The 24,889-nt window shown below is 72.1% G+C and carries 22 protein-coding genes; 13 read left to right on the plus strand and 9 right to left on the minus strand.

The window, feature by feature from the left end; all coding sequences use genetic code 11:
- Positions 1-103: 103 nt before the first annotated feature.
- Positions 104-1,363, minus strand: coding sequence for a pectate lyase (locus ACIBK1_RS19490; RefSeq protein WP_396736601.1), 1,260 nt, complete (start codon positions 1,361-1,363; stop codon positions 104-106).
- Positions 1,364-1,836: 473 nt separating this feature from the next.
- Here ACIBK1_RS19490 and ACIBK1_RS19495 point away from each other — a divergent pair, with 473 nt between their 5' ends.
- The 5 genes from ACIBK1_RS19495 (at position 1,837) to ACIBK1_RS19515 (ending at position 8,449) form a co-directional block, all read left to right on the plus strand.
- Positions 1,837-2,673, plus strand: a complete 837-nt coding sequence (locus ACIBK1_RS19495) for an ABC transporter ATP-binding protein (RefSeq protein WP_396736604.1) — start codon at positions 1,837-1,839, stop codon at positions 2,671-2,673.
- Complete coding sequence (locus ACIBK1_RS19500) at positions 2,670-5,018, plus strand: YhgE/Pip family protein (RefSeq protein WP_396736607.1); 2,349 nt, start codon at positions 2,670-2,672, stop codon at positions 5,016-5,018. Before ACIBK1_RS19495 ends, ACIBK1_RS19500 begins: the two co-directional genes overlap by 4 nt.
- Positions 5,015-5,626, plus strand: coding sequence for a TetR/AcrR family transcriptional regulator (locus ACIBK1_RS19505; protein ID WP_030509221.1), 612 nt, complete (start codon positions 5,015-5,017; stop codon positions 5,624-5,626). Before ACIBK1_RS19500 ends, ACIBK1_RS19505 begins: the two co-directional genes overlap by 4 nt.
- A 231-nt stretch (positions 5,627-5,857) precedes the next feature.
- Complete coding sequence (locus ACIBK1_RS19510; RefSeq protein WP_396723818.1) at positions 5,858-7,684, plus strand: extracellular solute-binding protein; 1,827 nt, start codon at positions 5,858-5,860, stop codon at positions 7,682-7,684.
- Between the two features lie 12 nt (positions 7,685-7,696).
- Entirely contained in the window at positions 7,697-8,449 is a 753-nt protein-coding gene (locus ACIBK1_RS19515) for a hypothetical protein (protein WP_357323554.1), read from the plus strand.
- A gap of 47 nt (positions 8,450-8,496) precedes the next feature.
- On the opposite strand, the gene ACIBK1_RS19520 is transcribed toward ACIBK1_RS19515, so the two are convergent.
- Positions 8,497-9,447 (minus strand): threonine/serine dehydratase, encoded by a 951-nt coding sequence (locus ACIBK1_RS19520; RefSeq protein ID WP_396736611.1) that lies wholly within the window; start codon positions 9,445-9,447, stop codon positions 8,497-8,499.
- A 76-nt stretch (positions 9,448-9,523) separates the two neighbouring features.
- On the opposite strand from ACIBK1_RS19520, the gene ACIBK1_RS19525 reads away from it, so the two are divergent.
- Both ACIBK1_RS19525 and ACIBK1_RS19530 read left to right on the plus strand, forming a co-directional pair.
- Positions 9,524-10,402, plus strand: a complete 879-nt coding sequence (locus ACIBK1_RS19525) for a LysR family transcriptional regulator (protein WP_396736614.1) — start codon at positions 9,524-9,526, stop codon at positions 10,400-10,402.
- A gap of 112 nt (positions 10,403-10,514) precedes the next feature.
- A complete protein-coding gene (locus ACIBK1_RS19530; RefSeq protein ID WP_396736617.1) occupies positions 10,515-11,729 on the plus strand; it encodes a serine hydrolase domain-containing protein in 1,215 nt (404 codons plus the stop codon).
- Between the two features lie 6 nt (positions 11,730-11,735).
- On the opposite strand, the gene ACIBK1_RS19535 is transcribed toward ACIBK1_RS19530, so the two are convergent.
- Both ACIBK1_RS19535 and ACIBK1_RS19540 read right to left on the minus strand, forming a co-directional pair.
- A complete protein-coding gene (locus ACIBK1_RS19535) occupies positions 11,736-12,254 on the minus strand; it encodes a hypothetical protein (RefSeq protein WP_156080989.1) in 519 nt (172 codons plus the stop codon).
- Positions 12,255-12,479: 225 nt separating this feature from the next.
- Positions 12,480-12,755, minus strand: coding sequence for a helix-turn-helix domain-containing protein (locus tag ACIBK1_RS19540; protein ID WP_030509229.1), 276 nt, complete (start codon positions 12,753-12,755; stop codon positions 12,480-12,482).
- A 54-nt stretch (positions 12,756-12,809) separates the two neighbouring features.
- Between ACIBK1_RS19540 and map the strand changes: the two genes are divergently transcribed.
- The 4 genes from map (at position 12,810) to ACIBK1_RS19560 (ending at position 16,074) form a co-directional block, all read left to right on the plus strand.
- A complete protein-coding gene (map, locus tag ACIBK1_RS19545) occupies positions 12,810-13,577 on the plus strand; it encodes a type I methionyl aminopeptidase (protein ID WP_030509230.1) in 768 nt (255 codons plus the stop codon).
- Positions 13,578-13,620: 43 nt separating this feature from the next.
- Positions 13,621-14,259, plus strand: a complete 639-nt coding sequence (locus ACIBK1_RS19550) for a LysE family translocator (RefSeq protein ID WP_030509231.1) — start codon at positions 13,621-13,623, stop codon at positions 14,257-14,259.
- Between the two features lie 106 nt (positions 14,260-14,365).
- Positions 14,366-15,046 (plus strand): VC0807 family protein, encoded by a 681-nt coding sequence (locus ACIBK1_RS19555; protein WP_396736621.1) that lies wholly within the window; start codon positions 14,366-14,368, stop codon positions 15,044-15,046.
- Positions 15,046-16,074: a hypothetical protein gene (locus tag ACIBK1_RS19560; protein ID WP_357320151.1), complete on the plus strand. Its 1,029-nt coding sequence runs from the start codon at positions 15,046-15,048 to the stop codon at positions 16,072-16,074. The genes ACIBK1_RS19555 and ACIBK1_RS19560 overlap by 1 nt, the downstream gene beginning before the upstream one ends.
- Here the strand turns inward: ACIBK1_RS19560 and ACIBK1_RS19565 are convergent.
- The 5 genes from ACIBK1_RS19565 to ACIBK1_RS19585 are packed head-to-tail and all read right to left on the minus strand — an operon-like array spanning position 16,041 to position 22,344.
- On the minus strand, positions 16,041-17,636 hold the full coding sequence (locus ACIBK1_RS19565) for an acyl-CoA synthetase (RefSeq protein WP_396736624.1): 1,596 nt from the start codon (positions 17,634-17,636) through the stop codon (positions 16,041-16,043). The two genes, ACIBK1_RS19560 and ACIBK1_RS19565, sit on opposite strands and share 34 nt — an antisense overlap.
- Positions 17,637-17,654: 18 nt before the next feature.
- The gene (locus ACIBK1_RS19570; protein WP_030509235.1) at positions 17,655-18,803 is read right to left on the minus strand and encodes a thiolase domain-containing protein; all 1,149 of its coding nucleotides are present in this window, start codon (positions 18,801-18,803) and stop codon (positions 17,655-17,657) included.
- A gap of 10 nt (positions 18,804-18,813) precedes the next feature.
- Complete coding sequence (locus ACIBK1_RS19575; protein ID WP_030509236.1) at positions 18,814-19,884, minus strand: lipid-transfer protein; 1,071 nt, start codon at positions 19,882-19,884, stop codon at positions 18,814-18,816.
- Positions 19,881-20,795: a Zn-ribbon domain-containing OB-fold protein gene (locus ACIBK1_RS19580; protein WP_396737257.1), complete on the minus strand. Its 915-nt coding sequence runs from the start codon at positions 20,793-20,795 to the stop codon at positions 19,881-19,883. Before ACIBK1_RS19580 ends, ACIBK1_RS19575 begins: the two co-directional genes overlap by 4 nt.
- A 1-nt stretch (position 20,796) precedes the next feature.
- The gene (locus ACIBK1_RS19585; RefSeq protein WP_396736628.1) at positions 20,797-22,344 is read right to left on the minus strand and encodes an acyl-CoA synthetase; all 1,548 of its coding nucleotides are present in this window, start codon (positions 22,342-22,344) and stop codon (positions 20,797-20,799) included.
- 160 nt (positions 22,345-22,504) lie between these two features.
- Here ACIBK1_RS19585 and ACIBK1_RS19590 point away from each other — a divergent pair, with 160 nt between their 5' ends.
- Together ACIBK1_RS19590 and ACIBK1_RS19595 are read left to right on the plus strand one after the other, a co-directional pair.
- Positions 22,505-23,374 carry a crotonase/enoyl-CoA hydratase family protein gene (locus tag ACIBK1_RS19590; RefSeq protein ID WP_357314123.1) on the plus strand — a complete coding sequence of 290 codons (870 nt, stop codon included), beginning with the start codon at positions 22,505-22,507 and terminating at the stop codon, positions 23,372-23,374.
- A 90-nt stretch (positions 23,375-23,464) separates the two neighbouring features.
- Positions 23,465-24,889, plus strand: coding sequence for a serine hydrolase domain-containing protein (locus tag ACIBK1_RS19595; RefSeq protein ID WP_396736631.1), 1,425 nt, complete (start codon positions 23,465-23,467; stop codon positions 24,887-24,889).

The following is a 24,889-nucleotide window of genomic DNA, read 5'->3' on the forward strand; positions in this document are numbered from 1 at the left end:
TCACGCGGGAAGGCCCGGTGGCTGGGGGGGACCACCGGGCCTTCCGCCTTTCTCGCACCGCCGTCACACGCGGCCCGGAGGATCTCCGGGCCGGCCGGCGCGCTTACTGGTAGTGGATGTCGGAGGAGCTGTAGATGCAGTTCGTCCCATCGGCGCCGCTACCGATCTCCGTCGGCTCGCTGCCCTTCGGCACGCCCTTGTACTTCAGGCACACGATCATCTTGTGATTGGGGTCGTTTTTGATCGTGATGTTCGAGAAGCGCGCGGTGTCGCCCCAGTTGGTGTTGATGCCCGCGAGCGCCTTGCCGGGGTAGGTCGCCACGATGTTCGACATCTGGACGTGCCGCTGATAGGAGTTCGTGCAGTTGCCGCAGGCGCGGTAGAGCTTCCCGAAGTTGTCCACCTGGAAGTTCTTGATGACCATCGTGCCGGGGCCGTTGTGCTGGAACACCTTGTCGGACGCGCTCTTGGCGCCGCCGCCGTCGATGGTCATGACCTGCGACGACGAGCTGCCCAGCAGGGTGGCGGCGTCCTCGCCGACGTCCTCCCACCAGACGTTCTGCAGGGTGCAGCTGCCCAGGCAGTGGATGCCGTCGGCGCCGGGCGAGCCGACGATCACGTTCTTGAGCGTCGCGCCGTTGGCCAGCTCGAAGATCGGGTCCTGGCTCTCGCTCTGCCCGCCGTCACCCATGTCACCGCTGGCGTAGTAGCGCTTCAGACCGCCGTCCATGGTGCCGGAGACGCTGATCGTACTGGTGACCGCCTGCGAGCCGTTCGGGCTGGGCCAGCCCGACGGCGGCGTCGGGTTGGTGCTCGGTGTGGGCGACGGGCTCCTGGTCGGTGTGACGGTGGGGGTGGACGAGGGCTGGGAGCCGGCCGGCTGGAGCGACCACTGTTTGGTGGACACCGAGTCGCAGGAGTTCTGCTGTGCCGGTGCGCCGGAGGAGGTGGAGTTGTCCTTGGTGTTGAGGCACTTGTCGCTGTTGGCGTTGACGAGGCGGTAGTTGGAGCCGGAGGCGGTCGGCTCCCAGGTCTGTGCGGAGGAGCCGGTGCACGGCTCCTGCTGGACGGCCTTGCCGGCGGAGGTGGATGCGTCCTTCACGCCGGCGCATTTGCCGCTGTTGGCGGCGGCCAGGCGGAAGCCGCTGCCCTGGGCCGACAGGTTCCAGGTCTGGTTGCTCGCGCCGTTGCAGCTGGAAACGGTGAGCTGGACGCCGTCGGAGGTGCTGCCGCCCGGGACGGTGAGGCACAGGCCGCTGGCGCCGTTCACGATCCGGTAGGCGCCCGCACTGGGTGCCGCGCTGGAGACGCCGACGAAGACACCGCCGACCAGGGCGGCGACCCCGATCACGATGCCGATCACCCCGACTCCGGTTCTGGTACTCCTTCTCAAAGCCGAGCTCCTCGCAGGTCGTGCAGGACCCCTGACCGAGGTGGTGGCGGCGCCACTCCTGGTCCCGCTGAGGTATTCATGGATGTGAACAACATCCATGAATCGGAACATGGCCAAAATTACGGACCTTGGGAATCCGGGTCAATGCTCCGTGTCGACCGGTTGACGAGGCGGTCCGACACCCGCCGATTCCGGCAGGTGAGACGGGGTGCCCGACAGGGCGCACCCGGCGCTCGCCGGTGAAATTTTCATGAAACACGGGCACGCCGGAAGAGCCGCACCGCTTGGCCGGCGATCCCCTGCCGCCGCATCTGCGAGACCCGGTCACCGCTCACCGGCCCTCGCCTCGTGTCGGGGAAATCACACTGTGACGAGGCATGGGCGAGATCTCCTCGGCGTACTCTTTTGTACCGACTGGTCAGTTCAAAGAATGGAGGACGGACGTGGATGCCGGGCGGACCGAGGACGTCGCCACCCCCTCAGCCGGCGTGTCCGGGGGTGGGTCTGGCGGTGTGTTCCGCGGCGTCGAGGTGGAGGCGCGGGAGCTGGGCGTGCGAGGTGGTCACGGCTGGGTCTACCGGCACGTCTCCCTGCACGCGGCCCCCGGGACGCTGACCGTCGTCACGGGCGAGGCCGGCAGCGGCCGTACGAGCCTGCTGCTCACTCTCGCGGGACGGATGAAGCCCGCCGAGGGGACGCTCACCGTCGGCGGCCTGGCGACGCCCCGCGGGATCAGGCGGATCGCCGCCCTCGGGCTCTTCACAGAGGTGAACGCGTTCGACGACGCACTGACCGTGCGGGAGCACCTGCAGGAGCGGCTGCGCCCGCACGGGTTCCTGTGGCGCAGGCGGCACCCGGACGCCGCGCGGTCGGCGCTCGCCCACGCCGGGATCGATCCGGACGCGCTGGCGCAGGGCGACCGGACCCTGGCCAGGGAGCTCAGCCGGGACCAGGCGGTGCGGCTGGGCGTCGCGCTCGCCCTGCTCGACCAGCCGGGCCTGCTCCTCGTCGACGACGCCGGCACCGGCATCCCCGCGGACAGGCGGCGTGAGCTGTGGGACGTCCTGCGCGGCCTGGCCGACCAGGGGCTCACCGTCGTCGCGGCGTGCACCGACGCCGAGGAGGCGACCGGCGCGGCCACGGCGCTGTTGCCGCTGCCCGCTCCCGCGCCCACTCCCACTCCCCCTCTCCCTCCCCCGGTGCCTCCGCAGCCACCCGGCGCCGGGGACGAGACCGGGTCGGCGCGCCGCGAAGAGGCGGAGACAGGAGCACGTCGATGAGGGTCCCCTCCCCCGGCCGGCTCGAACTGCGCAGGTTCCTGCGCTCGCGGCTCACCAGGGCCGCGCTGGTCGCCGTGGTCATGCTGCCGCTGCTGTACGCCGGGCTCTACCTGTGGTCGTTCTGGGATCCCCAGGCGAACCTGGACCGGGTGCCGGTGGCCCTCGTCGTGGAGGACCGTCCCGCCACCGCCGCCGGCGCGGCGGGCGGCCCACCGAGCACGGTGGACGCGGGCCGTGAACTCGCCGCCGAGCTGGAGCAGCGCAAGGTCTTCGCCTGGCACCGGGTCGACACGGCGGAGGCCGACAGGGGCGTCCGCGAGGGCCGTTACTACCTGTCCCTAACGATCCCGGGCGACTTCAGCGCCGACCTCGCCTCGCCCTCCGGCGACGGCACGCCGCGCCCGGCCCAGCTCGGCGTACGGGTGGACACCGGGCGCAGCTACATCATGGGGACGATCTCGGACGCCGTGTTCCGCGAGGTCAAGGAGGCGGCCGGGCGCAGCGCGGTCAAGGACTACCTGGACCAGGTCTTCCTGTCCTTCGGCGAGCTGCACGACAAGACCGCTCAGGCGGCCAGCGGCGCCGGCCGGCTGCACGACGGGGCCGCCGCTGCGAGCGACGGCGCCGCCTCGCTCGCCAAGGGGCTCGGGTCCGCGCAGGACGCGACCGGGAAGCTGTCGTCCGGAGCGGACGCCCTGTACGGCGGGTCGAAGCGGCTGACGACCGGGCTCCACCAGGCCAGGACCGGCTCGGCCTCCCTGTCCGCCGGCCTGTCGAAGGCGGCCAGGGGCGCGGCCGACCTCCGCGAGGGCCTGTCCGCGCTCGGCAAGGGGGCGGCCCGACTGGCCGAGGGCAACCGCGAGGTCTACCGCCAGGTGCACGCCCTGTCTCCCACCGTCAACCGGGCGGCCGACACGTACGCTCCCGTGCTGGAGAAGAACGGCGACCGCATCCGGCAGGCCGCGCTCACCCTCGCGGAGGGCGCCGACGGCTTCGCCGACGCGCTCGACGGCCTGCCCCGGGAGGTGCAGGGCTCGGCGGGCACGGCCAGGCAGGAGCTGCGGGCCGTCCAGCGCTGGCTGAGCGCCCATCCCGACGCCGACCCCGAGCTGCGCGCGCTGGTCGAGCGGGCCGCCGGGTCGGCAGGCGACCTCGCGTCGGCCGCCGGACGGCTGCAGGACCGCCTCGGCACCCAGGAGGGCAGGCTTGACGGCCTCGCCCGTACGGCGCGGACGGTGGCGGACGACGCGCGCGAGCTGGCCGCCGCCGCGCCCGGCCTCGGCAGCGCGCTGGACGACGCCCGCGACACGTTCAACCAGCTGGACAAGGGGCTCGGGCGACTGTCCGACGGAGCGTCCGGCCTCCGCGACGGCGCGGGCAAGGCGCTGGACGGGGCCTCCTCACTGTCGCGCGGCCTCGGCACGCTCGGCGGCGGCGCGCGGAGCCTGTCCACCGGCCTGGCCAGGCTCGACGACGGAGCGACCGATCTCAACACCGGGCTCGCCTCGCTCGCCTCCGGTGCGGGCAAGCTCGACGACGGCATCGGCACGCTGCAGCGGGGGGCCGGCAGGCTCGGCTCCGGGCTGGTCAAGCTGACCGACGGCTCGGACGAGCTGGCCGGGAAGCTCGGCGACGGTGCCGCACAGATCCCCGACTACGGCGCCCGGGAGCGCGACAGCCGTACGGACATGATGAGCGACCCCGTCCGGCTCGCCACCGAGGTGGACAACGAGGTGCCCAACTACGGGACCGGGTTCGCGCCGTTCTTCGTGCCGCTCGCGTTGTGGGTCGGCGCGATGGTGACGTACATGCTGCTGCGGCCGCTCAACCCGCGCCTGCTCGCCGGGTCGGCGCCGGCGTGGCGCACGGCCCTCGCGGGCTGGCTGCCGGGGGTCGCGATGGGGACGCTCCAGGTGGCGGTGCTGCTCGCCGTGCTGCGCTTCGGACTGGGACTGGAGGCGGCCGACTGGCCGGGGACGGCGGCCTTCCTGGTGCTGGTCACGGCGGCGTTCCTCGCCGTCGTGCAGGCGGTCAACGCGCTGCTCGGGCCGCCCGGACGGGTGGCGGTGCTGGCGCTGCTCATGCTGCAGCTCACCTCGTCGGCGGGCACCTATCCGATCGAGACGTCCCCCGGGTTCTTCCAGGCCATCTCGCCGTGGCTGCCGATGAGCTGGGTGGTGTCGGCGATGCGCCGCCTCGTCAGCGGTGGCGACACCACCGTGGTGTGGCAGGCTTGCGGCGTGCTGTCCGCGTTCGTCGCCCTCGGTCTCGCCCTCACCGTGCTCGCCGTCCACCGCGGTCGTACGTGGTCGATGCGCCGACTCAAGCCGGAGCTGGCGCTGTGAGCCGCCCCGCGGACGGCCAGAAGGAGCAGGGCGGCAGGCGGGCCGAGACCCGGCTGCGGCTCTACCGGGCCGCGGCCGACCTCATCGCCGAGCAGGGCTTCGCCGCCACGACCGTCGACGCCATCGCCGAACGCGCGGGAGTGGCCAAGGGCACCGTCTTCTACAACTTCGGCAGCAAGGAGGCGTTGTTCGCCGGCCTGCTCGACCACGGCATCGAACGGCTCGCCGACGCCCTCGCCGAGGCAGCGCGCGGCCCGGCCGCCTCGCCGGTCGCCGTGCTCGACGCGCTCATGCTCGCCCAGCTCCGCTTCTTCGACGAGTACGGGCCGTTCGCCCGGGTGCTGCTGGCCGAGATGTGGCGGGCGGCCTGGCAGGACGCGGTCCTGCGGCTGCGTACGAGCGTGCTCGCGGTGTATGAGCGCGTTCTCGCGGACGCCGTTGAAGCCGGCGAGCTGCGCCCCGGGTTCGACACCGGCACCGCCGCCACCGCCGTCTTCGGCATGGTGCTCACCGTCGCCATCGAGCGTCGCGCGCTGCGCCCCGGCCAGCCGGTCGAGGACGTGCACGCGACGCTCGCCGAACTCGTCCACCGCCGCATCTCGCCCTGACCGAGCCCCCGCACGAGCCCCGAACGAAGAAATCGACCGTCTGCTGATGGATGAGGTTCGGCACGCGGGAGGCTTTACTCAACGTGTTCGCGTCATTACCGAGAATTACCACGTTCCGTGATGAGCGTGGGAAACGGAGCTGGGGTGTTAGCAGGACGAGATGATCGGCAACTAACGTGATCCGCCATTCGTCGGGATAGATGCTGGTATCCCGTGACAATGGAGGAGACCGTGTACCCCCCACCGCAGCAGAAGCGCCGCCGCAGCGTGGCTCCGTTCGTCATCGCGGTCATCTTCGCGGGAGCGCTCATCGTCGGGCTGAAGCTGCTGTTCGGCGGAGCCTCGGGCGGCGGGGACGCCGGTGACGAGAACGGCGGCAACGCGAGCAGGCGCGCCTGCGGCGACGACGGGATCACGCTGACCATCGCCGCGTCGAGCGAGAAGGCCGAACTTCTGCGCACGATGGCCAACGACTACAACGGCCACAAGGTGGACGGGCAGTGCGTGGACGTGGTCGTGAACTCCAAGGCCTCGGGCGGGGCTATGCAGGCCCTGGCGCGCGGCTGGGACGAGCGCCAGGACGGCCCGAAGCCTGACGTCTGGACGCCGGCGAGCACCGGCTGGGTCACCCTCCTGCGGCAGCGCGTCGAGGGCGGCGACCAGGCGTCGCCGGTGGCCGCCGACAACCCGACGATCGCCACGTCTCCGCTGGTCATCGCGATGCCCAAGCCGATGGCCCAGGCGCTCGGCTGGCCGTCCAAGAAGATCGGCTGGTCGGAGATCCTGGACCTCGCCAACGACCCCGGGGGCTGGGCGAAGTACGACCACCCGGAGTGGGGCAAGTTCCGTCTCGGCAAGACGAACCCCAACTTCTCGACTTCCGGCCTCAACGCCACCGTCGGGGCGTACTTCGCGGCCACCGGGCTGTCGGGCGACCTCACGGAGCGCGACGTCACCGCGGCGAGGACCCGTGACTTCGTGAGGGGGGTCGAGCGGTCCATCGTCCACTACGGCGACACGACGCTCACCTTCCTGTCCAACCTCCAGCACGCCGACGACTCGGGGACGGCCATGTCGTACATCTCCGCTGTGACGGTGGAGGAGAAGTCGGTGTGGGACTACAACCAGGGCAACCCGACGGGCGATCCCAAGACGCTCGGCGACCACGCCAAGCCGAAGGTCCCGCTGGTGGCGATCTATCCCAAGGAGGGCACGCTCTTCTCCGACCACCCGTACGCCGTGCTGTCCTGGGCGGACGCCGCGAAGAAGGCCGCGGCGGCGGACTTCCTGAAGTACCTGCGGGCGCCCGAGCAGCAGCGGGAGTTCGAGAAGTACGCCTTCCGGTCCTTCGACAGCAAGCCGGGCGACCTCATCACGACCGCCAACGGCCTCGACCCCAAGCAGCCGGCGACCACGCTGGCCACCCCGGTGCCGCAGGTGCTGGACCGGATCCTCAAGAGCTGGGCCGAGCTGCGCAAGCCCGCCAACGTGCTGATGGTGATGGACGTGTCGGGGTCGATGGGCGCCGACGTGGCCGGCACCGGCAAGACGAAGCTCGACCTGGCCAAGCAGGCCGCGATCAACGCGCTGCCGCAGTTCGGGCCCAACGACCGGGTCGGCCTGTGGCTGTTCAGCCTCAAACAGGACGGCGACAAGGACTACCGCGAGCTCGTCCCCCTGAGCAGGAACAACCAGTCGCGGCTCAAGAGCCGCATCAACGGCCTGATCCCCAGCGGCGGCACGGGGTTGTACGACACGGCCCTCGCGTCCTACCGGTACGTGATGGAGCGGCAGAGCGGCGACGCGATCAACGCGGTCGTGTTCCTGACGGACGGCAAGAACGAGGACAACAACTCCATCTCGCTCGACAACCTGCTGCCCGACCTGCGCAAGGAGGCAGGGCAGGAGACCGTGCGGATGTTCACCATCGCGTACGGCGGCGACGCCGACCTCGACGTCCTGCGGCGCATCTCGCAGGCCACGGACGCGGCGGCCTACGATTCGCGCAAGCCCGGAAGCATCGACGAGGTGTTCACCGCCGTCATCTCCAACTTCTGATCGGGAGCCCCCTTGTCCCGCTTCACCGAGGAACTCCGCGACCCCTGGGCGCTGCTCATGGGCGCCACCGCCGCGGGCGCGGCCTGGGCGGTCGGCGTCCCTCCCGTGGGGGTGCCCGTCGCCGGGATCGCGGTCTGGCTCATCAAGGCGTTCGCCTCCGCGTGGCAGTCCACCGGGGGCGAGAGCCGTACGGAGCCGCAGGCCCCGCCGGTCACGAAGGGGAGCGCGGAGGAGGCGTGGCTGCGGCGGGCGGAGCGAGCCGCCGCGTCGTTCGCCGACCTGACCGCCTCGATGCGCGGGCAGCTCCTGCTCGACCGGATCGCGGCGATGCGCCCGCAGGTGGACGACACCGTCGGCACGCTGCGCCGGCTGGCCGGGCACGCCTCCGTCACCGGCTCGGCGCTGGCCCGCTTCGACCCGCGGTTCCTGGAGCAGGAGCGCGTACGGCTCGCGCAGGCGCGGCAGACGGCCCGGCAGGAGGTCGTGGGCGAACTCGACCGGTCGATCGCCGCCCTCGACGCGCAGCGCGAGGTGTACGACAGGTTGTCGGGCACGCGCGAGCGGGTGCTGGCCCGGCTGCAGTCGGGCGCCATCAGCCTCGAGGGCCTGGTCGCGCGGGCCGTCGAGATCTCCGCCATGACGGCGGCCTCCGACGACGCGGGCGGCGGCGCCCGCGCGCTCGACGAGCTGACCTCGGAGCTCGAACTGACCCGGCAGAGCCTGCACGAGGTCGAGAAGGCCACCCGCGACGACGTCGGCCCCTGAGTTCCCCGCTCGGCCCGGGGAGGCGGCCGTCGTCTGCTCGCGCTCGTTCAAACGGCCGAGGCGAGGAGGCGGGCGAGTTCGGCCGGGCCGGCGTTGCCGCCCGTGCACACCACGGCCACCGTGCGCCCGGCGAACTCCTCGCGCCTGGCCAGCAGCCCGGCGAGCGCCGCCGCCCCCGCCCCCTCGGCCAGGGTGTGGGCCTCGGTGAGCAGCAGGCGCTGGGCCCGCAGGATGTCGTCGTCGTCCACCAGCACGAAGTCGGCCAGACCGTCCCGCATCACGGCCTGCGGAAGCGCGAAGGCGGAACCGGTGGCGAGCCCCTCCACGACGGTCTTGACGGGCCGGGTCACCGGTTCGCGCAACCGCCAGGAGTCGTGCGCGGCCGGAGCCTGGGCCGACTGGACGGCGATCACCCGGCAGCCCGGTGCGAGCGCGGCGGCGGCGAGGCACGCGGCGGCGGCCCCGCTGCCGCTGCCCACCGGCACGAACACCGCCTCCAGATCCGGCCGGGCGGTGAACAACTCGACGTAGAGCGTGCCCACCCCGGCGAGGATGTCCGGCTCGTCGGCGGGGCTGATCAGCCTGCGTCCCGTGCGCTCGGCGAGGTCGCGTGCGTGCCCGGCGGCCTCCACCATCGTCGCGCCCCGGATCTCGACGGTCGCCCCCAGCGCCTCGACCGCCGCGACCTTGGCGGGATTCGGGTTCTCCGGCATCAGGACGGCGCACGGCACGCCGTACAGGCGGGAGGCGTACGCGACGGACTGGGCGTGGTTGCCGGTCGAGTAGGTCACCACCCCGCGACTGCGGTCGGCCATGCGCGCCAGCAGCGCGATGCCGCCGCGCACCTTGAACGCCCCCGTGGGCTGGACGTTCTCGTGCTTGACGTGGACCTCGGCGCCCACCGCCGCGTCGAGCACGGGATAGGACCACAGGGGAGTCTCGGGCAGGTGCGGGGCGATGAGCCGCCGGGCGTCCAGGATGTCGCGGATGTCGGTCATGGCCCCCAGCCTGGCCGCCCAGGGGACAATAGGTCCAACTGAAGTTCTCAGGCGAACCCATAGACGGGATCGATGAATGCCGCTCGACGTCGTACGACTGCGGGTCCTCGTGGCCGTGGCCAGGACCGGCACGGTGACCGCCGCGGCGCGCGAGCTGCACTACTCGCAGCCGTCGGTGAGCCACCACCTCGCCCGGCTGGAGGCGGAGACGGGCGCGAAGCTGGTGCAGCGCGTGGGACGCGGCATCCGCCTCACCGAGGCGGGCCGCCTGCTCGCCGAGCGGGGCGCGGAGATCCTCGGCCGCCTCGACGCGGCGTCCGCGGAGCTCGCCGCGCACGTCGGGCTGCGCGCCGGACGCGTGCGGCTGGCGGCGTTCCCCTCCGCACTCGGCACGTTCGTCCCGGCCGCCGCCGCCCGGCTCGCGCAGGACCATCCGGGGCTTGACCTGCGGCTGATGGAGGCCGAGCCGCCCGAGGCGCTGCTCCTGCTGCGGGCGGGCCGGGTGGATGTCGCCGTGGTCTTCCGCTATGGCGAGGCCGCTCCCGAGGACGACGGCGTGCGCCTGGTCCACCTGCTCGACGACCCGGGCCTCCTCGTCACCCCCGCGGCGTACGGCGACGCGGGAGACCTGGCGGCGTACGCGGACGGGCCGTGGATCGCGGGGTGCGAGCGGTGCCGCGCGCATCTGCTCGCGCTGTGCGCAGAGGCGGGCTTCGCGCCGCGCGTCTCCTTCACCACGGACGACTACGTGGCCGTGCAGGCCATGGTCGCGGCCGGGCTGGGCACGGCGCTCCTCCCCCGGCTCGCCCTGTCGGCCCACCGGCACCCCGGCGTGCGGGTGTCCGAGCTGCCGGGGTCGGACCGCCGGGTCTACGCCGCGACGTACGGCGAGCCGCCCGACCCGCCCGCCGTCGCCGCCCTGGTCGCGGCCCTCCTCCCCCAGGAAGATGCGTGATATGCCGGCGTCGTCGGCGTTGATCCACTAGAAATTGGACATGCAGAAAATGTCGCCGTTCGCGTCCGCCTCGGGGGATCAGGGAGGTCTGAGCAGGAGGAACCTCCTTCAGATGGGCGCCATCGCGGTGCCCGCCCTCGCGTTCGGTTCGAGGCTGCTCCCCCCGCCCGTGGTGGAGGCGACAGGGGTGGCACCCGCCTCGCTCGGCGGGTTCGACACGCTGATGAAGACCTACATCAAAGAGCGAGGGATCACCTGCGGACAGCTCGCCGTTTCCAAGGGCGGCAGGCTGGTGTTCGCGAGAGGCTACCGATACTCCGACGGCAGCCATGCCGTTCCCGCCGTGTCGCCCACGTCGCTGTTCCGCATCGCGAGCCTGAGCAAGCACATCACCGCCATCGCGATCATGCGGCTCGCCCAGGAGGGCAAGCTCAGCCTGACCGCGTCGGCCGCGCGGCTTCTCGGCCTGTCCACCTCGGCCGACTCCCGGCTGGCGGAGGTGACCGTGTGGCGGCTGCTGCAGCACACCGGGGGCTGGGACCGGGACGTCTCCGGCGACTACCTGCACATGGACGCCGCCATCGCCAAGGCGCTCGGGGTGCCGCTGCCGATCACCCAGGACCACATCGTCAAGTACGCGAGCGCCCGGCCGCTCGACTTCGCCCCCGGCGCCAAGTTCGCCTACAGCAACTACGGCTACCTGCTGCTGGGCCGGATCATCGAGAAGGTCTCCGGCATGGGCTACGAGGCCTACGTCAGGCAGAAGGTCCTGGCGCCCCTCGGCATCACCCGGCCGCGGCTGGGCCGTACGCTCCGGTCGCAGGCCGCCTCCGGCGAAGTCGTCTACGAGTCGCGGTACACGGGCAAGTCGATCCTTGACCAGTCCGGCCAGGTCCTGCCCGCGCCGTACGGGGGCGGGTTCAGCATGGCCTGTCAGGGCCCCAACGGCGGCTGGATCGCCTCCGCGGTCGATTTGGTGCGCCTGGCGAAGGTGCTCGACGCGCCGAACGCGGTGCTCAACTCGACCTCCATCGGCAGGATGCTCGCCAAGCCCGAGACCGGCGCGAACCAGTACGGCTCCTGGTATGGCGCCGGCCTGTGGGTGCGCCAGGTGACCGGGCACGTCAACACCTGGCACGACGGCTCACAGCCCGGCACCTACACCTACATCGCGCGCCTGCAGAACGGCGTGACCTACGCCGCCCTGTTCAACCGGCGGGAGGAGAGCGGGTCCCCCGACTTCGACCTGCTCGCCGACCTGTTCAACGCGCAGATCGGGAAGGTGCGCTCCTGGCCCGCCGGCGACCTCGGCTCGCGCTACTTCTGACGGGGCTCAGCTGGGACTCGGCGTGGGCGCGTCGTTGTCCAGCTCCGTGGCGCTCCACTCGGCGACACCGCTGCCCGGCAGCTGACTGATTTTGGACTCGAACGTGGCGGTGCCGTCCGTCGCGTCGTCGTCCTCCTCGGCGAAGACGAGGAGGGACTGCCACTCGCTGTACCGGTCCGCGGGGAAGAGCAGCCGGGGGCCGATCAGCAGGTCCGAGTCGCCGGACAGCCGCTGGCTGTCGACGGTCACCCAGCCGTACGACGGCCGGTCGCTGAGCCGCACGTAGATGAGCGCCGAGCCTCCTTCGGGCACGACCACCTGGGCGGGCGTGACCATGACGCTCGGCGTGGCGCTCACACTCGGCGTGGGAGTGGGAACCGCGCTCGGCAGCAGGCGCACCACGCCGGCCGATCCGCGCGGCGCGGCGTCGGCCGTGCCCGGGACGAGCCCGGTCACCGCGCACGCGGTGGCCACGACGGCCGCGAGGACGGCCGAGCGACGTAACCGGCCGTGGGGGAATCGCATCGGCACCTCCATGGTGAGCTGACCAACCGCCTGGGGCCGGCTGCCGTCGATCGCCGGCGATGATCCCAGCGTCCGGTCTGCGTCGTGGCCTGTACAGGAACCGCCCCCACGGCGGCGGCCCGGGGCCCGGGCGTACGACCGGCGGCCGGCCGTTCACCTGGGGCAGACGCCACCCGGCACGGGTCGCCGCCCGGCGACGACCGGTGAAACATTCAGCGCCAGGAGTCAGCCGGCTTGGCGGAATTCGCCGGCCTGCGCACCCTCTGCGCAGGCGGCGGCCAGTTCGTCCAGCGACAGGCCCAGCGCGGCGGCGAGCGCGGCGACGGTGAAGAAGGCCGGGGTCGGCGCGCGGCCGGTCTCGATCTTGCGCAGCGTCTCGGCCGACAGGCCGGCCGCCGCCGCGACCTCGACCATGCTGCGCTCGCCGCGCGCCTGCCGGAGCAGGACGCCGAACCGCTCCCCCCGCTGCCGCTCTTCGGGGGTCAAAGGCACTCTCACCATGACCGTGATACTAATACCGGTATAGTTATTGGTGCCACCCCGGGAGGGCATGTCATGGTGGAAATCAAGACCGACGCCGCGCTGGACGCGATGCGGGAGGCGGGCCGCGTGGTGGCCCGCGCGCTCGACGCCGCGCGGAAAGCCGCGGCCATCGGGGTGCGGCTCACCGACCTGGACGAGACGGCGCGGGCGGTGCTGCGCGAGGCCGGGGCGAGCTCCCCGTTCCTCGGCTATCGGCCGCCCTTCGCGCCGACCCCGTTTCCCGCCGTGATCTGCGTGTCCGTCAACGACGCGATCGTGCACGGCATCCCGACCGACTACCGGCTGCGCGACGGGGACGTCGTCGGCGTCGACTGCGGCGCGGTGCTGGACGGCTGGGCGGCCGACGCCGCCGTCACGTTCATCGTGGGCACGCCGCGGCCCGGCGACCTGGAGCTCGTGGACACGACGCGCCGGGCGCTGGAGGCCGGCATCGCCGCCGCGACCGTGGGCAACCGCATCGGGGACATCTCCGCGGCGATCGGCGCGGTCGCCCAGAAGGCCGGATACGGCATGCCCAGGGACTTCGGCGGGCACGGCATCGGCCGTCGCATGCACGAGGACCCGTCGGTGCCCAACCACGGGCGGCCCCGCCGGGGCTATCCCCTGCGGCACGGCCTCGCCCTGGCCATCGAGCCGATGTTCATCGCCGGAGGCCGGGACGGCTACCACACGGCGGCGGACGGCTGGACGCTGCACAGCGTGGACGGCAGCCGGGCGGCCCACATGGAGCACACCATCGCGATCACCGAGGACGGCCCGCGCGTGCTGACCCTGCTCTAAATTCAGATGCCGGGGACGGCACGGCGTCCCTACCATCCGAGCCATGCCGACTCTGACCACGCTCGCCCTGTTCGCGGCCGCCACGCTGGCGCTGCTCCTGGTTCCCGGACCCGCCGTGCTCTACATCGTCACCCGCAGCGTGGCCCAGGGCCGTGCGGCGGGGCTGGTCTCCGTTCTCGGCGTCCATACCGGTTCGCTCGTCCACATCGCCGCCGCGGCGTTCGGGATCACCGCGCTGCTCGCCGCCTCGGCCACGGCGTTCGCCGTCGTGAAATATCTGGGCGCGGCCTACCTCCTCTACCTGGGCATCCGCAAGCTCATGCGGCGGACCGAGGTGGAGGAGGCCGAGGTCAAGGTGGCCTCGCCCCGGCGGCTGTTCGGCGAGGGGTTCGTGGTCAACGTGCTGAACCCGAAGACGGCCATGTTCTACCTCGCGTTCCTGCCGCAGTTCGTCGATCCGGCGCGCGGTCCCGTGGCGCCGCAGGTGCTCGTGCTCGGGGCCGTGTGGGTCGTGCTCGGCATGGCCAGCGACGGCACGTACGCCCTGCTGGCCTCGGTCCTGGCCGGGCGGCTGCGCTCCTCGGCGCGCGCCCGGCGGCGGCTCGACCGGGGCAGCGGCGTCGTCTACCTCGGTCTCGGCGCCGTGGCCGCCCTCGCGACCGAGGGCGCCAAGAAACTCTGACGGCTACCCAGGACATTTGTACTGCCGCAATCAGGAGCGCTGCATCTGCCCGGCTCCTCCGGTTTCCGAGACGCTTGACGCACACGGAGACGCCCTGGAGGACCCGATGACCGAGACCCTGACCGCCCCGGTGACAGCCGCACGGCCCCAGCGGGGCGCCCTCCGCACCTTGCTCATGCCGCTGGCGATCGACGTCGCCGCGCCGATGGCGTGCTACTACCTCCTGCACGGCGCCTTCGGCACGAGCGAGGTCACCGCGCTGGCCGTGAGCGGCGTGATCCCGGCCGTCCGGGTGATCGCCGGAATCGTCAGGGACCGCACGCTGAACGGGCTGGCCGGGCTGACGCTGGCGGTCAACGTGGCGGGCATCGCACTGAGCTTCGTCACCGGCGACGCCCGCATGATGATCGCGAAGGACTCGGCCCCGAGCGGCGTGATCAGCCTGTTCATGATGCTCACGGCGTTCACCGCGCGCCCGGTGATGACCCCGGGCATGCGCGCGTTCATCACCCGGGGGAACGCGGTGCGGGAGGCCGCCTGGGAGCGGCTCGTGAGCGGCGCCCGGTTCCGCCGCGCCGAGCGCCGCTTCACCGGCATCTGGGGCGCGGCGATGCTCGCCGACTGCGTGGTCCGGCTGATCGGCGCGTTCACGCTGCCGGTGTCCACCATGGTCTGGCTGTCCAACGTGCTGCTGATCGCCGCCCTCGCGGTGGGGCTCGTGGTGTCGGGCGCGTTCGGCTCCGGCCCGATCATGTGGATGATCAACAACGAGACGAGGAACGCGTGATGAGGGGCAGGGGCATCAACTACGACACCGGTTTCCTCCCGGGCGGGCGGATCAGCAGGGAGACGTTCGACCCGGAGACGGTCCGTGCGGAGATGCGGATCATCGCCGAAGAGCTGAACTGCACGGCCGTCCGCATCACCGGCGGACATCCCGAACGGCTCAGCGTCGCCGCGCGGCACGCCGCCGACGCGGGGCTGGAAGTGTGGTTCGCGCCCTTCCCCTGCGAGATGACGACGCGGGAACTCGCGCCGTTCTTCCTGGAGTGCGCCGAGCGGGCCGAGGAGGTGCGGCGCGACGGCGCGGAGGTGGTGCTCGTGACGGGGTGCGAGCTGAGCATCTTCTGCACCGGTTTCCTGCCCGGCGAGACCTTCTTCCACCGCCTGGCGGCGCTCGGCGCGGGGGACGCCGAGGTGTACGCCCGGTTCGCCGAGATCCCCGCGCGGCTGAACCCCTTCCTGGCGGAGACCGCCGAGGCCGTCCGCACGGTCTTCGGCGGGCGGGTGACGTACGCCTCGGGCGAGTGGGAGGACGTCGACTGGAGCCCGTTCGACATCGTCGCGGTGGACGCGTACCGCGACGAGCGCAACGCGGCGACCTACCGCGAGGAGCTGCGCTCCCGCTTCCGGCACGGCAAGCCGGTGGCGGTCACCGAGTTCGGCACGTGCGCCTACACAGGGGCAGGCGCACGCGGCGGCATGGCGTGGGCCATCGTGGACTACACCGCGAATCCGCCCCGGCTGGACGGCGACTACCGCCGCGACGAGGGCGAGCAGGTCCGTTACCTGCGCGAACTGCTCACCGTGTTCGAGGAGGAGGGCGTGGACAGCGCCTTCTGGTTCACCTTCGCCGCCTACAACACGGCGTACGACCCGGACCCGCGCCGCGACCTCGACATGGCCTCCTTCGGGGTGGTCCGGCTGCTGAAGGACGGCGGGAGCGAGCCGAAGGCGGGGGGCAGGGAGCCTAAGGAGGTCTTCCACGCCCTCGCCGCCGCCTACTCCGGCGGACGCGCCGCGGCCGCCACCTGACCGGCCCACCGATAGTCGGCCTTGCCCGCAGGGGAACGGACGATCTCCTCCACGAACGCGTAGGTCCGCGGCACCTTGTAGCCCGACAGCCGGGTGCGGCAGTGGGCGTCGAGCTGGTCCGCCGTCGGCGTCGTCCCGTCGTACGGCTGGACGACGGCCGCGACCCGCGACCCCCAGCGGTCGTCGGGGATCCCGGTGACGACGGCGTCGAAGACGGCCGGATGCCCCTTGAGCACCGCCTCGACCTCCTCGGGGAAGACCTTCTCCCCACCGGTGTTGATGCACTGGGATCCGCGGCCGAGGATGCGGATCGTGCCGTCCTCCTCCACCGTGGCGAGGTCGCCGGTGAGCAGCCACCGCACGCCGCGGGCGTCGGTCACGAAGGTGCGTGCGGTCTTGTCCGGGTCGTTGTGGTAGCCGGAGGCGATCCTGCCGGTCCTCGCCACCGTGCCGATCCGCCCCGACCCCGGCGCGACCGGGGTCAGCGTCTCGTCCAGCACGGCCACGGCGGCGCCGGCGTTGGGCCGGTAGCGCAGGCCCGACTCGGGCGACGAGCCCTCGACGCCCGACGCCGTGTATCCGGACTCGGTCGAGCCGAAGTTGTCCAGGATCATCCGGCCCGGCAGCAGCTCCTCCAGCCGGGCGCGCACGGCCCCGCTGAGGATCGCCCCGGTCGAGCTGAGCACGAACAGCGACGACAGATCGTAGGACCCGGCGGCCAGCTCCTCGGCGAGCGGGCGGGCCATCGCGTCGCCGGTGATGTTCAGGCTGACGACCTTCTCCCGCTCGATCGCGCGCAGCACGGCGGCGGCGTCGAACCTGCGGACGTACACCATGGTGCCGCCCATCCACCAGGCGATGAAGGTGCCCATCTGGGCCGCTCCGTGCATCAGCGGGGCCGCCGTCATCATGACGGCCGGCGACGCCGCGCCGCGCGCCTGCTCGATCACGGCCTCGGGCGTCTTCAGCGGCTCGCCGTACGGGTTGCCGCCGCCGAAGGCGTAGAACAGGTCCTCCGACCGCCACATCACGCCCTTGGGCATGCCGGTGGTGCCGCCGGTGTAGATGACGTACACGTCGTCGCCTGACCTGGGCGGAAATCCCCTGCCCTCGGGCTGCCCCGCCAGCGCCTCCTCGTACGGCACCGCGTCCCGCACGGCGGTGGGGCCGCCGACTGCCACGAGGTGGCGCAGCCCGGGGACCTGCGCGGCCACTCCCGCGACCCGGTCGTCGAACTCCACGTCGAACAGCAGGGCCTCGACGCCGGAGTCCCGGTAGAGGTAGAGCAGTTCCGACTCGACGTACCGGTAGTTGACGTTGACCGGCACGGCCCGCAGCTTCAGCGTCGCCAGCAGGCCCGCGACGTACTCCACCCCGTTGTAGAGCTGCATGCCGACGTGCGTGCCGGAGCCGACGCCGTGCGCGGCCAGGTGGTGGGCGAGCCGGTTGGCGCGGGCGTCGAGCTCGGCGTAGGTCGGGCGGTCGCCGCCGCAGACCACCGCCACGCGGTCCCCGATGGCGTCGGCGAGCCCCTCGAAAAGATCGGCGTGGTTGAACTCCATCCGGCGGACCTCCCGCGCTCAGGGTTTACTGCTGCCGACGATCCACATCGCGAAGAACTGGGCGCCTCCGCCGTACGCGTGGCCGAGCGCGAGGCGCGCCCCCTCGACCTGGTGCTCCCCCGCCATGCCCCGCACCTGGAGCGCCGCCTCGGCGAAGCGGATGAGGCCGGAGGCGCCGATCGGGTTGGACGACAGAACGCCGCCGGAGGCGTTCCACGGGGTGTCGCCGTCGAGGGCCGTGCATCCGGCCTCGGTCAGCTTCCAGCCCTCCCCCTCGGCCGCGAAACCGAGGTTCTCCAGCCACATCGGCTCATACCAGGAGAACGGGACGTACACCTCGGCGACGTCGATCTCCCGGCGCGGATCGGTGACGCCGGCCTGGCGGTAGACGTCGGCGGCGCAGTCGCGGCCGGCCCGCGGGCTGACGACGTCGCGGCCCGCCAGCATGATGGGCTCCGAGCGCATCGCCGTGCCGTGGATCCAGGCAGGCGTGCCGGTCACCTTGTCCTCGGCCGCCAGCACGATCGCGCAGGCGCCGTCGGACGACGGGCAGGTCTCCAAGTAGCGGATCGGCTCCCACAGCATCGGGGTCGACTCGACCATCTCCCGGTCGATCCCGGGAATGCGCAGGTGGGCGTACGGGTTCTTCAGCGCGTTCCGCCGGTCCTTGACGGCGACCAGCGTGCCGACGTGATCGGGCGCGCCCGACCTGCGCATGTACTCCCTGATGTGCGGTGCGAAGTAGCCGCCCGCGCCCACGACCAGGGAGGCGTTGAAGGGCAGGTGCGTGGTCAGGGCCCAGGTGGCGTTCGACTCCGACTGTTTCTCGAAGGCGACCACCAGCACCCGCCCGTGCACGCCGCCCTGCACCAGCGACGCGCCGACCAGCGCGGTCGAGCCGCCGACCGAGCCCGCCGTGTGCACGCGCATGACCGGCTTGCCGGCCGCGCCGAGCGCGTCGGCGAGGTACGCCTCCGGCATCATCACGCCCTCGAACAGGTCGGGGGCCTTGCCGATGACGACCGCGTCGATGTCGGCGAACGTCAGGCCGGCGTCCTCCAGCGCCCGCAGGGCGGCCTCGCGGACCAGCCCGGCCAGCGACACGTCCCGCCGCCTGGTCTGGTAGCGGGTCTGGCCCACGCCGATGACGGCACAGCGGTTTCCCACGGCGACTCCCCTACGCGGACGTTTCGAGCACTGCGCCTTCCAACCCGGCGCCTTCGAGCACGGCGACGAGGTTCTGCTGCAGGCACGGCCCCGAGGTGGCGTGCGCCACGGTGCGGCCGGCCGAGCCGTCGAGGATCCGCCGGGCCGCCTCGCCCACCCGGATCAGGCCGGTGGCCATGACCGGGTTGGCCGCGAGCGGCCCCCCGGACGGGTTGACCGTCACGTCCTCCGACAGGCCGAGCGCCTCGCGCAGGATCGGCTCCTCGTGGCTGAACTGGGTGTGCAGCTCCGCCACGTCGACCCGGCCCTTGCCCACCCCCGCCGCCCGGCCCGCGTCGGCGGCGGACACCGACCGGGACAGGTCACGCATGCCCAGATAGTGGGGCTCGGCGCGGTGCGCGATGCCGGTGATCCAGGCGGGCCGCCCGGCCAGCTCACGGGCGCGGTCGCCGGCGGCCAGCACCACGGCCGCCGCCCCGTCCGTGACCGGCGCGACGTCGTACGGCCGCAGCGGCTCGACCTCGAACTCCTCCCCTGTGTTCTTTCCAGTCGGCGGGTCCGGCAGGTCGAGGGCGTACCGGTTGGCCCGCCCGTCCGCCCGGCTGCGCCGTACGATCTCGTCCAGCGCCGCCCTGTCGGCGTTCACCGCAGCGGCCTGCAGCGCGGCGTACGACACCTGGTCGAGCCCGAGCGGCGCCAGATAGTACGGGTCGAGCTGGAGCGTCATGATCTCCCGGATGTCCGACATCGAGGACTTGCCGAAGCCGTAGACCAGGGCGGTGTCGATGTCGCCGTGCTGGAGCCGCACCCACGCCTCATACAGCGCGAAGGCGCCGTCCATCTCGACGTGGCTTTCGCTGATGGGCGGCCAGGCGCCGACCGCGTCGAGCGCGGAGACGAACGAGAACGGCGCGCCGGCCAGGTAGTCGCACGAGCCGGAAACGGTGAAGCCGAACCTCTTCAGCCCGGTCGCCCGCTTGACCTCGTCGATCACCGGCAGCAGCAGCTCCGGTTCGGCCAGCCCGGTGTCGTGGCCGGTGTGGACGGTCTGGGCGAAGGCGACGACGGCGACGTCCCTCATCGGGCGCCCCCGGTGGAGTCGAGGTCGGCGTCCGGCTCCCCGGTCGGTTCGAACCACTTCACGTTGGTCATCGACAGCGTCCGCTCCTCGGGCGGCACCCACACGGCCCGCACCCGCATGCCCTGCCGCACCTCGTGCGCGGGCACCCCGCCGATCAGCGTGATCATCGGCGTGTCCGCGCCGTCCAGCAGCACGTACGCTGAGACGAACGGCACCTCGGGGGCCCGGGGGTCGGGCAGGTTGTTGATCGCGAAGGTGGTGATCGTGCCGGTGTCGGCCACCTCCACCTCCTCCTCGATCACCGAGCCGCACGCGGGGCACGACTCGCGGTAGGGCACGTAGACGGCGGCGCACTCGGCGCACCGGCCGCCGACGAACCTCCCGTCGCGCACGCCCTCCAGGAACCGGGTGAGCGCCCGCCCCGGCGTGACGCGATACTCGGCCCGCACCGGCGCGACGAGCGAGGTGACCTCGGGCAGGAAGCACTCGATGTCCGTGATGTGCCCGGTGGTGGCGGCCCGCCAGCGCGGGCGCACCCGCATGCCCGGCCGCAGCGCCTTCGGGCTCCCGGCGTCCAGCGCGTGGACGAGGGCGGTGTCGGCGCCGTCGAGCCTGATGAGCGCCCAGGCGAACGGCCGGTCGAGCGGGTGGCCGGGCCGCGGGGAGCCGACCCAGGCCCACGCCTGCACGGTCCCGGCCGGTCCGACCTCCACGTACTCCTCGGTGACCGGCTCGCCCGTGTCCGGGTCGTACTCCAGCGGCGGCACCAGCACGCGCCCCCCTGCCGTACGGACCCCGACCAGCCGCCGGTCGCGCAGCTCGGTGAGGAACCGCCCGATGACGGGCCCGGTCGTCCGGGTGTAACCGCCGGGGAACTCCAGGACGTGCGTCGCGACCAGGTCCTCGGACATATCAGATGGCACGGTCCCTGCCTTCCCAGTAGGGGGCGCGGAGCTTGCGTTTGAGCAGCTTGCCGTTCGGCTCGCGGGGCATCTCGTCGATGAAGTCGATCACGCTCGGCCACTTCATGCGGGCCAGGCGGCCCTCCAGCGAAAGGACGATCTCCGCGGCCAGTTCCTGCCCGGGGACGGCGCCGGGGGCGGGCTCGACGACGGCCATGATCCGTTCGCCCCACTCGTCGTCCGGGATGCCGAACACGGCCACGTCGGCCACCTTCGGGTGGACCACGAGCTCCTTTTCGATCTCGGCCGGATAGATGTTGGCCCCGCCCGAGATGATCACGTCGGCCTTACGGTCGCAGAGGAACAGGAAGCCGTCCTCGTCCAGGTAGCCGATGTCACCGACGGTGAAGTAATCGCGCAACCGGTTGGCCGCGGTCTTCTCCGGGTCGCCCTTGTATTCGAAGGAGATGCCCATCTTCATGTAGACGGTGCCGGGCGTGCCCGTGGGCACCGGCGCGAGCTCGTCGTCCACGATCAGCAGCTCGCTGCCCGGCCAGGCGTTCCCGACCGTGCCCGGCCGTTTCCTCCAGTCCTCGGGAGTCGCGATCGTGCCGCCGCCCTCGGTGGCGGCGTAGTACTCGTAGATCACGTCGCCCCACCACTCCAGCATCTGCCACTTGACCGGCACCGGGCAGGGCGCGGCGGCGTGGATCATCCACCGCAGCGACGACAGGTCGTAGGAGCGTCGCGTCTCCTCGGGCAGCGACAGCAGCCGTTTGAAGTGCGTCGGCACCATGTGGGAGTTCGTCACGCGGTGGCGTTCGCACAGGCGCAGGGTCTCCTCGGCGTCCCACTTGTCCATGAAGACGAGCGTGTGCCCCATGTGCAGCGCCGTACCGGCGAACTGGGTGACCGCCGTGTGATAGCTCGGCGACGTGACCAGGTGGGCGTTCGGACGGCCAGGCGTCACGCCGAACAGCCGCAGCAGCCCGGTCATCAGCTCGGCGGAGTCGTCGGGGTCGAGGCCGGTGAGCGCGCGCCGCACGCCCTTCGGCCTGCCGGTGGTGCCCGAGGTGTAGTGCATGGTGGCCCCGGCCGTACGGCCGGGGGGCGTGGTGTCCGGCCTGCCGTCGGTCAGCTCGGCCACCGGCCGGAAGCCGTCGACCTCGCCGTACGCGAAGCACCGGCCGGCGGCGATCCCGGCTTCCCTGGCGCCCCTGGCGGCCTCCGCGGCGTACCGCTCGTGGGCGAAGAACGCGGCGGCCTCGCTGTCGGCCACGATGTAGCCGATCTCGGGCCCGGTGAGGTGCCAGTTGACCGGCGTGTAGTACCACCCCGCCTGGAGGGCCGCGAGGTAGAGCACGAGGCCGTCCGCGCCGTTGGGCAGCAGGCCGCAGATGCCGTCCCCGGGGCGCAGGCCCAGCTCGCGCAGGCCGTGGACCACGCGGTTGGCCCTGGCGAGCAGTTCGCCCGCGGGATGCTCCGTTCCGTCGGGATCGACCGCGGCGATCCACGCCGGGTCGGCCTGCGCCAGCCTCCAGAAACCGAGTGAGCCCATGTGCCAGCTCCCTTGAGGGTGCGCCGCACACCAGGACGTCGACGGCACGAGCGGCTGCGGAGTGAAGCACGCCGGCACGACGCTGACAAGACCTGGCAATGCGGAGCGACTCAGACGAGAATCGGTTCTAGTTCTTGCGGGCAGAGTAACCCCGCGCGCCATGTCGAACAAGCGCTTGATCGAGCCGGTGACGCCGCCCAGCTGGAGGACACCTGTGGAGCTCCTGCCCATCAGCACCCCGCACTGCCGGATCGAGCGCGACGGTCACGTGGTGGTCGTCACGATGGACCGGCCCGAGGCCAGGAACGCGCTCTCACAGGACATGCTGGTGGGGCTCGCCGAGGCGTGGCGGTACATCTCGGACGAGCCGGAGGTGCGGGTCGGCATCCTCACCGGCGCGGGCGGCACATTCTGCGCCGGGGCCGACCTCAAGGCCATGGGCACGCCGTCCGAGGACGAGCGGGTGCGCCGCCGGGCCGCCGAGATCCCCGACTACCACTGGAAGGGCCTGCTGCGCGATCCCGAGGCACTGCCCGCCAAGCCCGTCGTGTGCGCCGTCGAGGGGTACGCCGTGGCGGGCGGCACCGAACTGCTCGTCGGCACCGACCTGCGCGTCGCCGGCGAGAGCGCCACGCTCGGGCTGTTCGAGGCGCGGCGGGCGCTGTTCCCGATGGGCGGCAGCGCCGTACGGCTGCCGCGCCAGATCCCGTACGCGTTCGCCATGGACGTGCTGCTCACCGGCAGGCCGGTCACGGCGGCCGAGGCGCTCGCGATGGGCATGGTCAACCGGGTCGTGCCGGACGGACAGGCGCTGGAGACGGCCCGTGAGATCGCCGATCAGGTGGCCGCCTGCGGGCCGCTGGCCGTCCAGGCGATCCTGCGCGCCTACCGCGAGACGCTGGGCATGCCGGAGGCCGAGGCCCTCAAGGTCTCCGACGCGATCGGCTGGCCGGTCATCGGCTCCGAGGACGCCAAGGAGGGCTCCCGCGCCTTCCGCGACAAGCGCCCTCCCCTCTATCAGGGCCGATAACTCTATATCAGGGCCGATGACGCGCCCCCCAGCGGACGCCCACGCCGCTGCTTGACCTTGCCCCAGGGGCAGGGTTCGACGATGTTCCGCATGAACGACAACGCGCTGCACACCGTCGAAGCCCAGATCCGCGAGCAGGCCGCCGCCTACTGCGAGGCCGGGAACGTCCCCGGGTTCGTCGCCGGCGTCCACCACGCCGGCCGGCAGGTCGTCGTCGCCCACGGCACCGCGAACGCCGCCACCGGCGCCCCGATGGTCGAGGACACCGGATTCCTCTTCGGCTCCGTCACCAAGGTCCTGACCACCACGCTGGTCCTGCAGCAGGTAGACCGGGGCCTGCTGGACCTCGACACACCGGTGGTGAAGCACCTCCCCGACTTCGCCCTGACCACACCGGGCGCGGCGGACAAGATCCTGGTCCGCCATCTCATCTCACACACCAACGGCATCGACGCCGACCTCTTCTTCCCCGACGCCAAGGGCCGCGACGCTCTGAAGAGTTACGTCCACGGCCTCGCGAGCGGCTGCGGCACCCTGTTCGAACCCGGCGAGATGCTCAGTTACAGCAACGGCGGCATGATCGTCGCGGGTCGGCTGCTGGAAGCGGTGACCGGCGTCCCCTTCCCCGACCTGCTCGAACGCGACATCTACGCACCCGTCGGCATGAAGGACTCCGGCGTATCTGCCGAACAGGCCATCCTGCGCAGCACGGCCATCGGTCACTTCCCCGACCCGCGGACCATGGCGGCAAGGCCCACGGGCATGTTCATGCTGCCCGACACCTGGGGGCCGGCCGGCGGCACACCGATCGGCACCATCGCCGACCTGCTCGCCTTCGGACGCACCCACCTCGCGGGCGGTCTGTCCCCATCGGGCGCACGTGTCCTGTCGGCCGGGTCGACCGCGCTGATGCAGCAGGTCTCGTACGACATGGCGACCCCGAACGTCCCGCCGATGGGCCTGGGCTGGGTGCGGTATCCGTTCGGCGACACGACCGTGCTCGCCATGTCGGGCGCGTCGCCCGGCGGCGTGTCCATCCTGTGCGTCGTGCCCGAGCACGACCTGGTCTTCGCCGCCTACGGCAACACACCGGGGGCGATCGTGCTGCACGACCAGATCCTGCGGCGGCTCCTGAGCGAGCATCTCGGCGTCCGCATCCCTCCCCTGATCGCCGAACCGGAACAGGACGTCGACCTCACCTCCTACGTGGGCACCTACCGCTCCAACCAGCTCCGCATCGACGTCCGCGTGGTCGATGGCCAGCTCGAGGAGCGGACGACGTACGAACCGGCGGACGAATCCCAGAAGCGGATATTCACCGAGTTCGCGGGCGGCATGACCTCCGCCCCGCCGCAGCGCTACGTGCCGATCCGGCCCGGCCTTTTCGCACCCGCCGGATACCCGCTGGAGACGTTCGACGGATACCTCCGGCTGCTGCTCGTCTCCTACCACGACGTCCGCGACGGCCGGGCGCGGTTCCGCAACGGCGGCGGCCGCCTGACCCGGCGCGTGTGA

The organism is Microbispora rosea (genome assembly GCF_044460045.1).
Taxonomy (GTDB): Bacteria; Actinomycetota; Actinomycetes; order Streptosporangiales; family Streptosporangiaceae; genus Microbispora; species Microbispora rosea.

Bases quoted from the DNA above. Each gene is read 5' to 3' on its own strand.
- ACIBK1_RS19520 (WP_396736611.1), bottom strand. From the start codon at position 9,447: ATGACCGACATCCGCGACATCCTGGACGCCCGGCGGCTCATCGCCCCG.
- ACIBK1_RS19525 (WP_396736614.1), top strand. From the start codon at position 9,524: ATGCCGCTCGACGTCGTACGACTGCGGGTCCTCGTGGCCGTGGCCAGG.
- ACIBK1_RS19540 (WP_030509229.1), bottom strand. From the start codon at position 12,755: ATGGTGAGAGTGCCTTTGACCCCCGAAGAGCGGCAGCGGGGGGAGCGG.
- ACIBK1_RS19535 (WP_156080989.1), bottom strand. From the start codon at position 12,254: ATGCGATTCCCCCACGGCCGGTTACGTCGCTCGGCCGTCCTCGCGGCC.
- ACIBK1_RS19575 (WP_030509236.1), bottom strand. From the start codon at position 19,884: ATGAGGGACGTCGCCGTCGTCGCCTTCGCCCAGACCGTCCACACCGGC.
- ACIBK1_RS19565 (WP_396736624.1), bottom strand. From the start codon at position 17,636: ATGGAGTTCAACCACGCCGATCTTTTCGAGGGGCTCGCCGACGCCATC.
- ACIBK1_RS19530 (WP_396736617.1), top strand. From the start codon at position 10,515: ATGGGCGCCATCGCGGTGCCCGCCCTCGCGTTCGGTTCGAGGCTGCTC.
- ACIBK1_RS19595 (WP_396736631.1), top strand. From the start codon at position 23,465: ATGAACGACAACGCGCTGCACACCGTCGAAGCCCAGATCCGCGAGCAG.
- ACIBK1_RS19550 (WP_030509231.1), top strand. From the start codon at position 13,621: ATGCCGACTCTGACCACGCTCGCCCTGTTCGCGGCCGCCACGCTGGCG.
- ACIBK1_RS19560 (WP_357320151.1), top strand. From the start codon at position 15,046: ATGAGGGGCAGGGGCATCAACTACGACACCGGTTTCCTCCCGGGCGGG.
- ACIBK1_RS19585 (WP_396736628.1), bottom strand. From the start codon at position 22,344: ATGGGCTCACTCGGTTTCTGGAGGCTGGCGCAGGCCGACCCGGCGTGG.
- ACIBK1_RS19590 (WP_357314123.1), top strand. From the start codon at position 22,505: ATGTCGAACAAGCGCTTGATCGAGCCGGTGACGCCGCCCAGCTGGAGG.
- map (WP_030509230.1), top strand. From the start codon at position 12,810: ATGGTGGAAATCAAGACCGACGCCGCGCTGGACGCGATGCGGGAGGCG.
- ACIBK1_RS19555 (WP_396736621.1), top strand. From the start codon at position 14,366: ATGACCGAGACCCTGACCGCCCCGGTGACAGCCGCACGGCCCCAGCGG.
- ACIBK1_RS19500 (WP_396736607.1), top strand. From the start codon at position 2,670: ATGAGGGTCCCCTCCCCCGGCCGGCTCGAACTGCGCAGGTTCCTGCGC.
- ACIBK1_RS19580 (WP_396737257.1), bottom strand. From the start codon at position 20,795: ATGTCCGAGGACCTGGTCGCGACGCACGTCCTGGAGTTCCCCGGCGGT.